This is a genomic window from Thiomicrospira cyclica ALM1 (assembly GCF_000214825.1).
Taxonomy (GTDB): domain Bacteria; phylum Pseudomonadota; class Gammaproteobacteria; order Thiomicrospirales; family Thiomicrospiraceae; genus Thiomicrospira; species Thiomicrospira cyclica.
In genome coordinates this window covers 193,352-208,161 of record NC_015581.1, presented here as the reverse complement: position 1 = coordinate 208,161, position 14,810 = coordinate 193,352, and the positions used below count along the sequence as shown (strand labels likewise).

At 46.3% G+C, this 14,810-nt stretch carries 13 protein-coding genes; 3 read left to right on the top strand and 10 right to left on the bottom strand.

Annotated features, from left to right (window positions below):
* Positions 1–25 precede the first annotated feature (25 nt).
* Entirely contained in the window at positions 26–1,834 is a 1,809-nt protein-coding gene (locus tag THICY_RS01080) for an N-acetylglutaminylglutamine amidotransferase (RefSeq protein ID WP_013834769.1), read from the bottom strand.
* A 54-nt stretch (positions 1,835–1,888) separates the two neighbouring features.
* On the opposite strand from THICY_RS01080, the gene THICY_RS01075 reads away from it, so the two are divergent.
* Together THICY_RS01075 and coaE are read left to right on the top strand one after the other, a co-directional pair.
* Positions 1,889–2,176, top strand: a complete 288-nt coding sequence (locus THICY_RS01075; protein WP_013834768.1) for a peptidylprolyl isomerase — start codon at positions 1,889–1,891, stop codon at positions 2,174–2,176.
* Positions 2,173–2,781 carry a dephospho-CoA kinase gene (gene coaE / locus THICY_RS01070; RefSeq protein WP_013834767.1) on the top strand — a complete coding sequence of 203 codons (609 nt, stop codon included), beginning with the start codon at positions 2,173–2,175 and terminating at the stop codon, positions 2,779–2,781. Before THICY_RS01075 ends, coaE begins: the two co-directional genes overlap by 4 nt.
* On the opposite strand, the gene THICY_RS01065 is transcribed toward coaE, so the two are convergent.
* The 3 genes from THICY_RS01065 to secA are packed head-to-tail and all read right to left on the bottom strand — an operon-like array spanning position 2,778 to position 7,740.
* Positions 2,778–3,737, bottom strand: coding sequence for a Nudix family hydrolase (locus THICY_RS01065; protein ID WP_013834766.1), 960 nt, complete (start codon positions 3,735–3,737; stop codon positions 2,778–2,780). The genes coaE and THICY_RS01065 overlap by 4 nt on opposite strands.
* The gene (argJ, locus tag THICY_RS01060; protein ID WP_013834765.1) at positions 3,738–4,961 is read right to left on the bottom strand and encodes a bifunctional glutamate N-acetyltransferase/amino-acid acetyltransferase ArgJ; all 1,224 of its coding nucleotides are present in this window, start codon (positions 4,959–4,961) and stop codon (positions 3,738–3,740) included.
* A gap of 22 nt (positions 4,962–4,983) precedes the next feature.
* Positions 4,984–7,740, bottom strand: a complete 2,757-nt coding sequence (secA, locus tag THICY_RS01055; RefSeq protein WP_013834764.1) for a preprotein translocase subunit SecA — start codon at positions 7,738–7,740, stop codon at positions 4,984–4,986.
* Between the two features lie 89 nt (positions 7,741–7,829).
* Here secA and THICY_RS01050 point away from each other — a divergent pair, with 89 nt between their 5' ends.
* Positions 7,830–8,261 (top strand): DciA family protein, encoded by a 432-nt coding sequence (locus tag THICY_RS01050; RefSeq protein WP_013834763.1) that lies wholly within the window; start codon positions 7,830–7,832, stop codon positions 8,259–8,261.
* A gap of 7 nt (positions 8,262–8,268) precedes the next feature.
* On the opposite strand, the gene lpxC is transcribed toward THICY_RS01050, so the two are convergent.
* From lpxC to THICY_RS01020, 6 genes are all read right to left on the bottom strand, one after another.
* On the bottom strand, positions 8,269–9,180 hold the full coding sequence (gene lpxC, locus THICY_RS01045; RefSeq protein WP_013834762.1) for a UDP-3-O-acyl-N-acetylglucosamine deacetylase: 912 nt from the start codon (positions 9,178–9,180) through the stop codon (positions 8,269–8,271).
* Positions 9,181–9,200: 20 nt separating this feature from the next.
* Positions 9,201–10,445 carry a cell division protein FtsA gene (gene ftsA, locus THICY_RS01040; protein WP_013834761.1) on the bottom strand — a complete coding sequence of 415 codons (1,245 nt, stop codon included), beginning with the start codon at positions 10,443–10,445 and terminating at the stop codon, positions 9,201–9,203.
* 7 nt (positions 10,446–10,452) lie between these two features.
* On the bottom strand, positions 10,453–11,184 hold the full coding sequence (locus THICY_RS01035) for a cell division protein FtsQ/DivIB (protein ID WP_013834760.1): 732 nt from the start codon (positions 11,182–11,184) through the stop codon (positions 10,453–10,455).
* Complete coding sequence (locus THICY_RS01030; protein WP_245534964.1) at positions 11,165–12,133, bottom strand: D-alanine--D-alanine ligase; 969 nt, start codon at positions 12,131–12,133, stop codon at positions 11,165–11,167. Before THICY_RS01030 ends, THICY_RS01035 begins: the two co-directional genes overlap by 20 nt.
* Positions 12,124–13,497 carry a UDP-N-acetylmuramate--L-alanine ligase gene (gene murC, locus THICY_RS01025; RefSeq protein WP_013834758.1) on the bottom strand — a complete coding sequence of 458 codons (1,374 nt, stop codon included), beginning with the start codon at positions 13,495–13,497 and terminating at the stop codon, positions 12,124–12,126. The genes THICY_RS01030 and murC overlap by 10 nt, the downstream gene beginning before the upstream one ends.
* Before the next feature lie 73 nt (positions 13,498–13,570).
* Positions 13,571–14,788, bottom strand: coding sequence for an aminotransferase class V-fold PLP-dependent enzyme (locus THICY_RS01020; RefSeq protein WP_013834757.1), 1,218 nt, complete (start codon positions 14,786–14,788; stop codon positions 13,571–13,573).
* Positions 14,789–14,810 lie beyond the last annotated feature (22 nt).

Sequence of the window (14,810 nt, the reverse complement as noted above, 5' to 3'; positions counted from 1 at the left end):
TTATACGTTATTTATATCTAAGACGTTAGTCTGCCGATCGATATGGGTCAACATGGGTTTGCAACCATAATTCTAATAGTGCGCAGTGCCATAATTTAGAGCCCTTAATCGCAGTAAAGTTTTCTGAGGCTTCCGGATTCGCCAACAATCGAGCAACATAATCTGGATTAAATAAACCCCGCGCTTGCGCCGCAGGGCTCATTAAAATATCACGCATAAATTGATAAAACTCACCACGAACAAACTTCAGTGCAGGCATGGGGAAATAACCTTTCGGACGATCAATCACCTCATCAGGCACCAGACCACGCGCGATCCGCTTTAAGAGGGTCTTCCCATCATCGCCTAATTTAAGTTCAGGCGGAGCCTGCATCGCCAGCTCCACCAAATCCTTATCTAAAAAAGGTACACGAGCTTCTAAACCCCAAGCCATGGTCATATTATCGACCCGTTTTACAGGGTCATCGACAATTAAGGTGGTCGCATCGAAACGAAGTACTTGATCTAAAAACTCATCTGCTCCTGGCTCCGTTAAACGTTCAGAGACATAAGCACTGGTCACATCATCGAGATGAAAGCGGGCATCAACCGTTTGCAACCATTCCTCATGACTGCGGTCAAAATAATAAGGCGCAAAACGTGCAATGGTTGACCCGGTTGATGCGGCCATCTGTGGATACCAAAAATAGCCTCCAAATACTTCATCCGCACCTTGACCCGATAGCACCACTTTCACATCTTGAGACACCTGTTCTGATAACAGATAAAAAGCCACCGCGTCTTGACCGACCATAGGTTCGGACATGGCAGCAACCGCCTCTGGCAAACGAGGCAACACATCACTATTCGGCACAACATATTTATGATGCTGAGTGTTATAACGTGCCACGACCTTATCGGAAAATTCAAACTCTGAGCCCTGCTCATCGGCGATATCTTCAAAGCCTATCGAAAAGGTCTGAATCCTATCCATACCTGCTTCGGCCAATAAGCCTACCAACAAACTCGAATCCAGCCCGCCTGACAGCAAAACACCTACTGGCACATCAGCCGCTGCGACCCGCTTAGCCACCGCTTTTTTAAGCGCGTCGTGCGTTGCGTCTAACCAGGCCTGCTCAGTTTGGGGCTGACTCAGGTCCGAGGCATCAGGACGCTGCGCATTGAGCTGCCAATATTGGCGCACAAAGATTTGTCCGTCTGGCTGCACCAGCATGTAATGCCCAGGCTGTAGTTTTTTAATCCCTTTTAGAATGGTATGGGGTGCAGGAATCACACCATGTAGGGTTAACTGAAAATGCAGACCTATTGGGTCAATATCCAAATTTATACCGCCAGACGCTAATAGCGCTTGCGTATTAGAGGCAAACCGCAAACCTTCGTCCGTCAACGCATAATATAACGGTTTAATCCCAAAGCGATCGCGCGCTAAAAACAACTGTTGTTGATGATCATCCCAAATGGCAAATGCAAACATACCATCCAAATAGTTCAAACATTCAGAACCCCATTGGCGATAGGCTTTTAGAATAACCTCGGTATCAGAATCCGACTGAAATTCATGCCCTAAAATAATCAGCTCAGCTCGCAAAGCTTTATAGTTATAAATACAGCCATTAAAGACCAAAGTGAGTTCTTGATCTCGCATGGGTTGCTGACCTGCTGGCGTTAAATCAATAATGGCTAGGCGGGTATGACCAAATCCCACCTGCTCTTGAACCCAAAAGTCCTTTGCATCGGGACCACGCTTAACTAACTGCGTCAACATTTTATTAATGCGCATAGGATCAGCCTGTTGCCCGTCTCGCCACAAAAACTCACCGCAAATTCCGCACATATGTCTTTCATCCAGTAAAATAGAGTTTCACCATTTTACCGATTACAAAAAATAATGCCATTAATCCACGCCAGTCATATCCTGCTACCATCACGCAAAATTGCTGTTCGCCTATATACGCGATTAGTCAATCATGAACTTACCTTCGAGGACGCAGTGACACGCTACTCTATTTGCGCAAGCAAAGCTCACGAGGGTGACTTGGGTTTTATGGCACCAGGCCTGCTTGCACGCGATTTTGAACAGGGTCTTTGGCAAGCCCCTACTGCCCAGCCCAGCGAGCCCTTTGCCAGCTCACAAGGTTGGCATATTGTTTGGGTGCATCAAAAGGTGTGGCCATGAAATCGGGGCAAGTAGTTGCGGTTATTGGCGGCATTGGCTGTGGTAAGTCTGCCGCTTGTGATTATTTTTCGCAACAGGGCTACCCGGTGATCGACACAGATAAGGTAGCCAAACAATTGATGCAAAAGAATCAGCCGGGTTACAACGCATTGGTCACAGAGACGGGTGATCGATTTTTAGATCCGAATGGCGATCTCGATCGCAAACAACTCGCGGCGGCTTTTTTTGCCGAGCCTGATTTAAAAAACACGCTTGAAGGTTTCATTCATCCGTTAGTGCGTCAGCATGTTGCCAAGCAAGTCACTGAACTCAAAAATAAACACCCACTGGTCTTTGTAGCCATCCCCGTTATTCATCAGGTGATGCAACCGGCTTATCAAATCGACCAGGTGTTATTAATCGAATGTGAACCTGAACAACAAACGCAACGTGTCCAGCTGCGTGATCAACGCTCACCGGAACAGATTGCAACAATCATCGCCCAGCAGGCTGATCGTGCCACACGACAAGCACTCGCAGACACCATTATTGAAAATAATCAAGAATTAGCAGACCTGCATTCGGCACTGCAGGCCTGGTTAGATAAACAACCAGACCCGCATTAAATCGCTTGCGGCCACAAACCATTGATAGCCGCTATGCCCTGTGCGCCTGTCGCTTTTGCTTGCAACAGATCATCCAGGCTAAGACCACCTAAAGCATAGACCGGGATAGGTAAGGCTTGAGTCATCAACTCAAACTTCGCCCATCCCAACGGGGTGCTGTCTGGATGAGTCTGGGTGGCTTTAACGGGTGAGAGTAAGGCAAAATCGGCTTCGAGCTCGGTTGCTTTGGCAAGCTCAAAAGCATTATGAGTCGAAACGCCCAACCATTTATTAGCTGCAATCGGGCGATGCGTTAAGGCCGCTAACTCACTGGATGCTAGCTGTAAACCATCCACCGCTGGCATCTCGTCGAACCAAGCGACCGAGGTATTTACAATTAACTTGGCGCCATGACCATGGCAATGCTTAACCATCTCATTCGCTAATGCGATGTAAGCTTGCTTATCGAGGTGTTTTGCACGTAACTGAACTAACTTGACCTCTTGCTTTAGAGCCTCTTCAAGACGAGATAATGCGTCTTGTTGGTCATGAAAACCACCGGTGATCATATAAGCTGATGGCAATTGCAGTGCCCTAACAATGCCTTTATTGGCTCGCAACAAGTGACGTTGATCCAGCATTGACAAGGGACACCATGCAAATAAATGGCCTTCTGGTGCTGACAACTGACCGCTTGCCTGTTCAGTTATATAGACATGCAATTGCACCTGAACGGAGCCATTGGGTAGTTGATGGGTCCAAGGATAACTAATTAACGGCTGCCAATCAGAGGTTGTTAAACCTGTCTCCTCTTTAAACTCACGAACCAAAGCTTCAATCGGTGTTTCATTGGCTTCTAACTTGCCACCTGGAAACTCCCACTCACCGGCAAAGGATTGCCGAGCTAAGCGCTGGCCAATTAATACCTCACCATTGCGAATGAGACAACCAACGGCAACCGGCACAACACCGGACATTTAAGAGCGATACTCCGCATTAATCTTGACATAGTCGTAGGAAAAATCACAGGTCCATACCGTTTCACTGTGCTGTCCGCGATTCAACTCAATCCGCACCGAGATGTCTTCAGCCTTCATGACCTTTTGCCCCTGGTCTTCGGTATAGTCAGCCGCACGGCCACCATCACGCACAATACAAACATCACCTAAAAAAATCTCCAAGCGATTGATATCCAACTGCTCAACACCAGCACGACCGACCGCCGCTAAAATACGTCCCCAATTCGGGTCCGAAGCAAACATCGCCGTTTTAACCAGGGGCGACAATGCGACCGCATGAGCTACTTTTAAACACTCAGCCTCAGATAATCCTCCATTGACCTCGACACTAATAAACTTAGTAGCACCTTCACCATCACGCACAATCATTTGCGCCAATTCGGTCATGACCCGTTCAATTTCTACCGCAAAAGCTTTATAAGCCGTCGATTCAGCGTCGGTAATACTTGGCATATCCGCTTGCTGGGTAGCAGTGAGTGTACAGGCATCATTAGTTGAGGTATCACCATCGACCGTGATTCGGTTGAAGGATTTTTTCACCGCCTGACTCAAGCAGGCCTGCAGCAATTCCTCAGTAATCTTGGCGTCAGTAGCCACAAATCCAAGCATCGTAGCCATATTAGGATGGATCATCCCAGAGCCCTTCGCCATCCCCGTAATGGTAATATCGTGACCATCAATGGATACCACGCGGCTGACCATTTTTGGCACAATGTCCGTTGTCATAATGCCAGCCATCGCATGCGGCCAATGATCAATAGCACGATCGGCTACGGCAGCAACCAAGCCCAGTTGAATTTTGTTCATCGGCAAAGGTTCGCCAATCACTCCAGTTGAAAAAGGCAGGATCTCTTCTGGCTCACAACCCAATTCGTCGGCCAACCATTGACAGGTTTGTTTTGCATTCGCGAAACCCGATTCACCAGTTGCCGCATTGGCATTGCCTGAATTGATTAACAATGCCCTAGGTTGCGTTTTAGCCAAATGTTTTTTCGCCACATGAACAGGGGCGGCGCAGCAGGCGTTTGTCGTAAAAGTCGCTGCCGTTACACTTTCCGGTGCAAACTCGATAACAACTAAATCTGTTTTACCATTTTTTTTAATTTTAGCTGCTGTAGCACCTAAATAAACACCGGCAACCGGATGAATATCTGGCAGCTCGTACGCAAGACCCACAGGCATGATGCACCTCGAAAAATATTAATTAATCTAACTTACCACAACAATGTTTATATTTTTTGCCCGACCCACAAGAGCATGGATCATTACGCCCCAACTTCGGCACGTCCCGGCGGAAAGTTTGTTCTTTAGACGTATCCTCAGCATTCGATGACTGCTGATTATTGCCTTCAGTCTTAGCCTGTGCCGGTGTTACTGCACTTGGGTGTGAGGCTTTGGCTTTTTGCATATCCTTTTCAAGCTCTGCCTGCTGTTGTTTTTCAAAGGCGGCAACATCTTGCTGACTATGTAACTGCACCAGAGACAACATTTTGATGGTTTCTTTTTTGACTTCATTTAAAAAACCTTGGAACAGCATGGCAGCTTCACGACGATACTCTTGAAAGGGATCGCGTTGAGCAAAGCCACGTAAATGGATACCACGACGCAAGTAATCCATTTCAGACAAATGCTCACGCCATAACTTGTCAATGTTGCGCAACAACATTTCCTTTTCAAAATGCCCTAGGGTTTTTTCATCAATGATGGCCATCTTGCTGTCGTATGCCGCTTGAATCTCTGCAACAATTTTTTCACGCAAGGTTTCTTCAAACAAAGTTGCATCGGCATCTAACCAGGCCTGCACGTCAATCTTGACCCCAAACGATTCTTCAAGCGCATGACTTAACTCAGGAATACGCCATTGTTCATCCAAGCTTCCCGGTGCAATAAAGTCATCAATCACCTCATTAACCACATCTTCACGCATGAATCGAATGGTTTCCCGAACTTCCTCGCTCTCCATCAATTCATTACGTTGCTGATACACCACTTTGCGCTGCTCGTTTGAAACATCATCAAACTTCAACAGGTTCGCACGCTCATCTTGATGCAAGCGCTCTACTTGCTTTTGAGCACGTTCAATCGATCGACTGACCATCGGATGCTCAATCGCTTCACCTTCAGCCATCCCTAAACGGCGCATCATGCCTTTAACTTTTTCAGACGCAAAACGGCGCATTAAATCATCATCTAACGACAGATAGAAACGTGTTACGCCAGGGTCACCCTGACGACCTGAACGTCCTCGTAACTGGTTATCAATTCGACGCGATTCGTGACGCTCTGAACCGATCACCTTTAAGCCACCTAGCTCAAGAACACGGTCATGACGTAATTGCCAAGCGGCTTTGACTTTTTGTTTTGCCTCGGCTGTGGCATCGTCACCCAGCTCATCCAATTCGACATCTAAACTACCGCCCAGCACTATATCGGTACCACGGCCCGCCATATTGGTTGCAATGGTTACAGCGCCTGTACGCCCAGCATTGGCAATAATCTGCGCTTCTCGTTCATGTTGTTTTGCGTTTAGGACTTCGTGTTTCACACCAGATTTTGTAAAGGCTGCCGATAATAATTCTGACATTTCAATAGACGCTGTACCAATTAATACTGGCTGTTCTTTAGCGTGAGTTTCTTTGACATCTTCGACAATGGCTTTGAACTTGGACTGAACATCCAAGAACACTAGGTCGGTTAAGTCCTGACGCTGTGGCGTTTTATTTGGCGGAATAACCACGACTTCTAACTTGTAGGTTGACAAAAACTCACCCGCTTCTGTGTCTGCTGTACCGGTCATACCCGATAGTTTTTGATATTGTCTAAAATAATTTTGGAAGGTAATCGACGCAAAGGTTTGGCTCTCACTTTGAATCTCAAGGCCTTCTTTCGCTTCTACGGCTTGGTGAAGACCTTCACCCCAACGGCGACCAATCATCTTACGACCCGTATGCTCGTCGATGATAATCACTTGTCCATCATCAACGATATAGTCGCGATTGCGTTCAAATAAAACGTGTGCTCGCAAAGCCGCGTTTACGTGAATCATCAACCCAATATTAGTCGCGTCATAAAGACTCTCGCCTTCTTTTAACAGCTCAACCTCGGCCAACAGGTTTTCAATTTTTTCATGGCCTTGCTCTGTTAGATAAACCTGACGATTTTTTTCATCTACCGTGAAGTCACCAGACGCCGTTTTCTCAATCGGATCCTCTTCGCCTCGCTCCAGATGACTAATTAACGGATTAATTTTGTGATAAACCTGCGCTTTATTTTCTGCTGGACCTGAAATAATTAGCGGCGTTCTCGCTTCGTCAATCAGAATCGAGTCAACTTCGTCAATAATTGCGAAGGCTTGGTCACGCATCACTCGCTCTTCTTTGAAGATTGCCATATTGTCACGCAGATAATCAAAACCAAATTCATTGTTGGTTCCGTAGGTAATATCCATAGCATAGGCCAATTGCTTTTCTTGATGACTCTGGCCGCTAAAAATCACACCGGTGGTCAAACCCAAAAAACTGTACAGCTGGCTCATCCACTCAGCATCACGTTTTGCCAAGTAATCGTTAACGGTTATGACATGGACACCTGAACCAGTTAGTGCATTAAGATAGGCTGGCAAAGTCGCCACTAGGGTTTTACCTTCACCGGTGCGCATTTCGGCAATACGACCGTCATTCAAGGCCATGCCACCAATCATCTGTACGTCATAATGGCGCATACCGAACACCCGTTTACCCGCTTCGCGCACCACCGCAAAAGCCTCCGACAAAATAGTATCGAGATTTTCATTGGCCGCCAAACGCGCCTTAAACTCGTCTGTTTTTGCCTGTAATGCTTCATCAGACAACTTGGACATAGCGTCTTCATGGGCGTTTATTAGCTCAACACGCTTTTGATATTGTTTCACCAAGCGTTGATTACGATTGCCTAGTAGTTTTTGCAGAAATGACATAAACATAGTTAAAGAGACCTAAAACAAAAAATCGTTTAAAATGAGGTATTCTAGCATAGGACATTAAGCGCGTAACGCTCATACATCTGACAGCCATGGCAAAACACCCACTTAATCAATCAGGATTGTTTAAACTTATTCAAGAAGCGCAACAATATCAGGCATTAAAAGAACATGTTTTAAATCTACTGCCTGACAATATGCGCCATCATGTCTGTGCCGTTGGTATTGAGCATCCGTATCTTGTGCTGGTTATCAATGAGGCGTTATGGGCCAGCAAAATTCGCTTTCTTGCCCCCGCTTGCTTGGATCAAATTAACGAAACCTACCCAGGTCTTAACCTGGTAAACCCGGTAAGAATTCGATTAAATAACCAGCCACACAATATCGCTACCCAAGCCAAAACAACCAGGCCTGCCATGCCACCAGACCAAGAAACAGCCAAAAAAATGCTCGCCTTAAGCGAGCAAGTTACCTCTAGCAAACTGGCGCTTGCCCTAAAAAAACTGAGCGATCGGGCGCAATAAAAACGGCTTAAACCAATACCTTTGAACTGTCAAAGTTAATGGGATCATCCTGATCGCCAAACTCCGTCATGAATTCAAACGCGCCCGGCTCCGAAAACAACTTACGTAACAACTGATTATTAAGTGCATGGCCTGATTTGAACGCGCTAAATTCACCAACGATGGCGTAACCTGACATAAACAAATCACCGACCGCATCAAGAATTTTATGCCGAACAAACTCATCTTTATTGCGCAAGCCACCTTTATTCATCACGCCTTGCTCATCCAGACCAATCGCATTGTCCAAGCTAGCGCCTAATGCCAATTTCTGGGCCCGCAACGCTTCCATATCATTAAAGAAACCGAAAGTACGTGCACGACTCACTTCTTTAAAATAACTCGTTGAGGAAAACTCCAGCGTCATATCTTCAGCCGTTTGTTTAAATGCGGGATGATTAAACTTGATGGCAAAATTTAACTTATAGCCACGATGTGGCTTAAACTCTGCCCATCCGCCCAATTCATTTTCAACACGAACCGGTTGCTTAATTACCAGAAAACGCTTAGGACTATCCTGGAGCTTAATACCAGCCGCTTGAATTAAAAAAATAAAGTGGGACGCCGAGCCATCCATGATAGGCACTTCATCGGCATCAATATCAATGTAAACATTGTCCATTCCAACACCAGCCAGGGCTGACATCAGGTGCTCAATTGTAGCAATCTTTTTATTGCCGGCACGAATCGTGGTACAAAGCGTGGTCTCCGCAACCAATTCAGGGGTTACTTTAAATTCGACCGCTGGCTCTACATCTACTCGGCGGAATACAATCCCAGTATCAACAGGAGCTGGCCTTAATGTAATGTGGGCTTGGTGGCCAGTATGGAGGCCAATACCTTTAGCGTGAATCGCATTGGCTAAGGTTCTTTGCTTCACTGTTCGTCCTACTTTAATTCTTAAAAACTTTTGTTAAACCATTCTTTCATACGGCTTAGCACAGACGCTTGATTCGACTTCACAGGCGATGGCTCGTGACCCGGTTCATAACGACTATGTTCGCGAGCATACATCAACAAACCCACTGTCGTTGCAAAAGCGGGATCAGTGACTTCATCCTTTAGACCTTGTAAGTCTTGCGGGATACCCAAACGCACTGGCATATTAAAAACTTCTTCTGCCAATTCGATCGCACCTTCAACTTTGGCACTACCCCCCGTCAAAACAACACCGGCCGCCATCATTCCTTCGAAGCCTGAGCGGCGCAATTCGGCCTGAATTAACTGGAAGAGCTCTTCATAACGAGGCTCTACAACTTCAACTAATGTTCTTCGTGATAAACAGCGGGCTGGACGATCGCCCACACTTGGCACTTCAATTTCTTCATCGGTGGCAATCAACTGCGGCAACGCACATGCGTATTTACGTTTAATCTCTTCAGCGGCCGGCGATGGCGTTCTCAAAGCAACGGCAATATCGTTGGTAACCTGATCTCCCGCTACTGGAATGACTGCGGTATGCCGAATAGCTCCTTGATAAAACACGGCGATATCGGTAGTGCCACCGCCAATGTCAACTAAACAAACCCCTAGCTCTTTCTCATCTTCAGATAAAACAGATTCACTTGATGCCAGCTGCTCGAGGATAATATCATTGACAACCAAACCACAGCGTTCTACGCACTTGGTAATATTCAGTGCGGCACTCAGTGAACCGGTGACCATGTGAACCTTGGCTTCCAAACGAACTCCAGACATACCAACCGGCTCTCGGATGCCATCTTGATTATCGATAGTGTATTCTTGAGGAAGAATATGTAGCACTTTCTGATCGCCTGGAATCGCTTGCGTTCGTGCCGCATCAATCACACGAACTATGTCATCATCTGTAACTTCCTGACTTCGAATTGCAACCATACCGGTTGAATTGAAGCTATTTATATGACTGCCAGCAATACCAACGTATACGGAGCCCACCTCATATCCAGACATACGTTCAGCTTCATCAATGGCTCTCTGAATAGAGTCTACCGTCGAGTCAATATTTACCACGACACCCTTCTTCAGGCCTTTAGATGGATAGGTTCCCATGCCAAGAACTTCGATCTCAGCATTTGCTTTTAATTTGCCAACAATTGCCGCAATTTTTGATGTGCCTATATCTAGGCCCACGACAATATTTGATGCCGACTTTTTTCTTGCCATACTCTTCTCAATCAACATTATTTAAGGGTTTTAGCGCAATGCCATTGCTGTATCTTAAATCAATTTGCCACATTTTATCTGGCTTTATCACCGCCCGGCCGACACCCTGTGTCACCAAAGCCGACGAACCCAGCTTGGGCCAAGCATTGACAAAACGTCGCAATAACAAATCTTTATCACTGGCAGTGACATACAATTGGTGCCCCACATCTACTTGGATATGCAACACATCATCTGCAAACCAAGTAAGCTCGGTAACACGCCAGTCTTTTGGACTCATTATCTCTTGTACTTGATGCCAATGTCGTAGCATCGCTCGTGCTTGTAAATCGTGCGCCTGCAACAACACTAAATGCTCAAAACCGGCGACATCATTAGGCTCGAACACGAAACCATTCCGATCAATAAGTGCCGTCGTTCCCCAACGAGCTATTGGCTCACGCTCATCCAGTGTTAGCACTAATTGGTTTGGCCAAACGCGAGATACCTGTGCACTTTCAATCCAAGGCTGCGCTTGTAAATCACGTTGCAAACTGACTAAATCGGCCTCCCAAAATCCACTCACAAGATATGGCCAAATCAAATCTTCAACATCATCTAGTGTCACTTTTTGCAAGGGTGTCGTTATTTTATAGGACATTGTGGCATTCTGTTCAGGTTTCATCATCAGAATCGTCCAGACCACCACCAAGGCAACTAATAAACTGACCAACCCAAATTTAAGCCAAGTCTGCTGCATCTAATGCCTGCCCTAAAATAGCAACACATAATTCGCCGTAACTAAGTCCAAAGACCTCAGCCGCCTTTGGAACGAGACTCATATCGGTCATACCCGGCAGCGTATTCAATTCAATCAACCAGGGCTGCTGAGTCTCATCTAGCATTAAATCAATGCGGCCAATCCCGCTCGCGCCTAGAATATTAAAAGCACGTAAAGCTAGGGCATTAAAGGCAACCAATTGTGATGCCTTTAAATCTGCTGGACACAAATACTGCGTATCACCCGACACATACTTGGCATCGTAATCATAAAAATCATGCTGTGTTCGAAGCTCTATAGCAGGTAGCACCGTATCCCCCAATATTGCAAAAGTAAACTCGCGCCCAGCTATCCACTGCTCAACTAAGACTTCATGATCATGCGTTAATGCTTTATAAACACCCGATTGCAATTCATCGAGATTATTTACTTTAAACAAACCAATACTTGATCCCTCGTGACTAGCTTTAACCATAGCAGGTAAAGGAATCGAGAGCCAGTCTACATCATCCAGATTTTTGGCTGATATATGTTGAAAATGCGGGGTTGGCAAACCGGCCCCTTGCCATACATACTTTGTACGAATCTTGTCCATCGCTAAAGCACTTGCCGCCATACCACTACCCGTAAACGGCACCCCTAAACTTTGTAAAACCGCTTGTACTTGACCGTCTTCGCCCCACCGTCCATGAAGCGCCATAAAAACAAGCGTATGATTTTGAGCAATATGAACCAAATCATCCAGCGTTTGAACATCATAACCCGCAACCGATAGCCCTTCGTGCTTGAGCGCATTTAGTACCGCCTGCCCACTACGCAAAGAGATTTCACGCTCAGCCGATACGCCACCATAAATAACTGCAATAGACTCGCCGGCTAACAGCTCGCGCCAAGCCTCTATTTGAGACTGCATAATATCTACTGCCATTCCTTTGCCCACTGACCTATGTCGCCAGCCCCCATCATTAACACCACATCATCGTCCGTTAAAACATCTTCGGTCAATGCACTTAATGCCTCAAAACCCTCCGCAAACATCACATTTTGCGCGCCACGAATCCGTAAGTTTTGAATCATTGACTTTGTATCAAACCCTGGAATCGGTGACTCTCCGGCGGCATAAACCGGTGCTAATATAATTAAATCAGCTTTAAGTAACGCCGCAATAAAATCATCAAATAAATCACGCGTTCTACTGTAACGATGGGGTTGAAAAACAAGCACGAGCCGCTTACCAACAAACGCATCTCGTGCGGTTTGAATGGTCGCACTTAGCTCGGTAGGATGGTGACCATAGTCATCAACCAAGGTCACCTGATGACCCCCTATCATTCGTTGCGGGTAAACTTCAAAACGACGACCCACGCCTGCAAAAGTGGCAAGAGCTTGTTGAATAGCTGTCACTGGCACATCTAACTCAAGCGCGACAGCAATCGCAGCAAGCGCATTTCTGACATTATGCTGACCGGGAATATTTAATAGGACATTAAAAGGTTCACGCCCTGCGGTAATAACTTCAAACTCACTGGTTAAACCCTTTGACTGCCAGTTTACTGCGACAACATCCGCATCCGCATCAAAGCCATAAGTGCGAACCTTACGCAACACATCTGGCATCATTTGCTTCAGATTGGGGTCATCTAAACAAAGCACCGTTAATCCATAAAATGGCAAACGATTAATAAACTCATTATAGGTATGAATAAGGCGTGAAAAATCGCCTTGATAGGTTTCCATATGGTCCATGTCGATATTAGTAATCACCGACATCATTGGCGCGAGATGAAGAAAAGAAGCATCCGACTCATCGGCTTCAGCCACTAAATAACGACTAGAACCCAGGCGAGCATTACTACCAACTTGGTTGAGCTGGCCACCAATCACAAATGTTGGATCTAAGCCGCCTTGCGTTAATATCGCCGCGGTCAAGCTGGTCGTGGTTGTTTTACCATGGGTGCCGGCAATGGCGATACCATAACGCATACGCATTAGCTCAGCCAACATCTCGGCACGCGGAATAACTGGTATGCGACTGGATTTAGCCCAAGACGCCTCTGGATTATCTTTAGCAATGGCACTAGAAACGACAACAACATCAGCCTGTTGAACCCACTCTGGCTGATGTCCCAGCTGAATCTTTGCACCTAAGGCTTCCAAGCGAATGACCGTGGCATGACGACGAATATCAGAACCACTAACCGAGAAACCCAAATTAATACAGACTTCGGCAATACCTGCCATGCCAACACCGCCAATTCCAACGAAATGGATGTGCCTCACTTGTTCTTTCATTGACCACTCCGCTTAGGCGCTTACCAGCCCTAAGGCTAAAATGGAGTTATGATAGCAAAATTCTGGCCAAGTATCACGCCAACATATCGAGTGCATCTACCAAGGCAGCGCACAATCGATCCACATCATCACGATTATTATAAACCCCAAAAGATGCCCGCAAAGTCGCTGGCAAGTTGAACTTCAGCATGACCGGCATGGCGCAGTGATGGCTTGCCCGCAGTGCAATCGCGTCTTGATCGATCAAGGTCGCAATATCATGAGGATGCGCTTGATCAAACACAAACGAAATAACCGCACCCTTGTGATCCGCCTCACCAATGATGCGCAGGCCTGGTATCGCTGACAGTCGCGCCGTTGCATAATCTAGTAGGTCATTTTCAATCTTAGCAATCGTGTCAAAACCGACCCGCTCAATAAAGGATATGGCCGAACCTAAACCTATAACACCGGCAATATTGGGCGTACCTGCCTCAAACTTATAGGGCAACTCATTAAACGTAGTGGCTTCAAAACTCACTTGATAAATCATATCGCCACCGCCCATGTAAGGGGGCATTTGTTCAAGTAACGCTTGCTTGGCATATAGCACGCCAATACCGGTTGGCGCATACATTTTATGTCCAGAAAAAACCAAGAAATCAACATCCAGCGCCTGTACATCAATTGGCATATGCGAAATTGACTGTGCCGCATCCACCAAAACCTTAGCACCCTGCTGGTGCGCCATTGTAATGATTTCGTTAATCGGGTTGATAGAACCCAGCGCATTAGACATATGAGTCACCGCAACCAAGCGAGTTTTATCATTTAGCAGGCCTGCTAAATCCTCTAAATGCAACTGACCACGGGCATCAATCGGCCATTTCACAATTTCAATACCCAAGTCAGCAACGAGCAGTTGCCAAGGTACTAGGTTGGAGTGATGCTCCATCTCACTAACAATGATTTGATCGCCCGGCTTTAAGCTGCTGCGACCCCATGAACTGGCAACCAAGTTAATGCCTTCGGTGGCACCGCGAACAAAAATCACTTCTTTAGTAGTATTGGCATTTAATAAGCGCTGAACCTGCCCCCTGACGCCCTCAAATGCTTCGGTCGCGCGTTCACTTAAGCCGTAAACGCCTCGGTGAACATTTGCATTTTCACTCGCATAATACTTGGCCACCGCATCAATGACCTGCTGTGGTTTTTGACTTGTAGAGGCGTTATCTAAGTACACCAACGGCAAATCCTTTTCGGTTTGCGACAGCAAGGGGAATTCCGCGCGAATGGCTTGATTGTCGATCATAGTTCCTCGATACAATATTGTG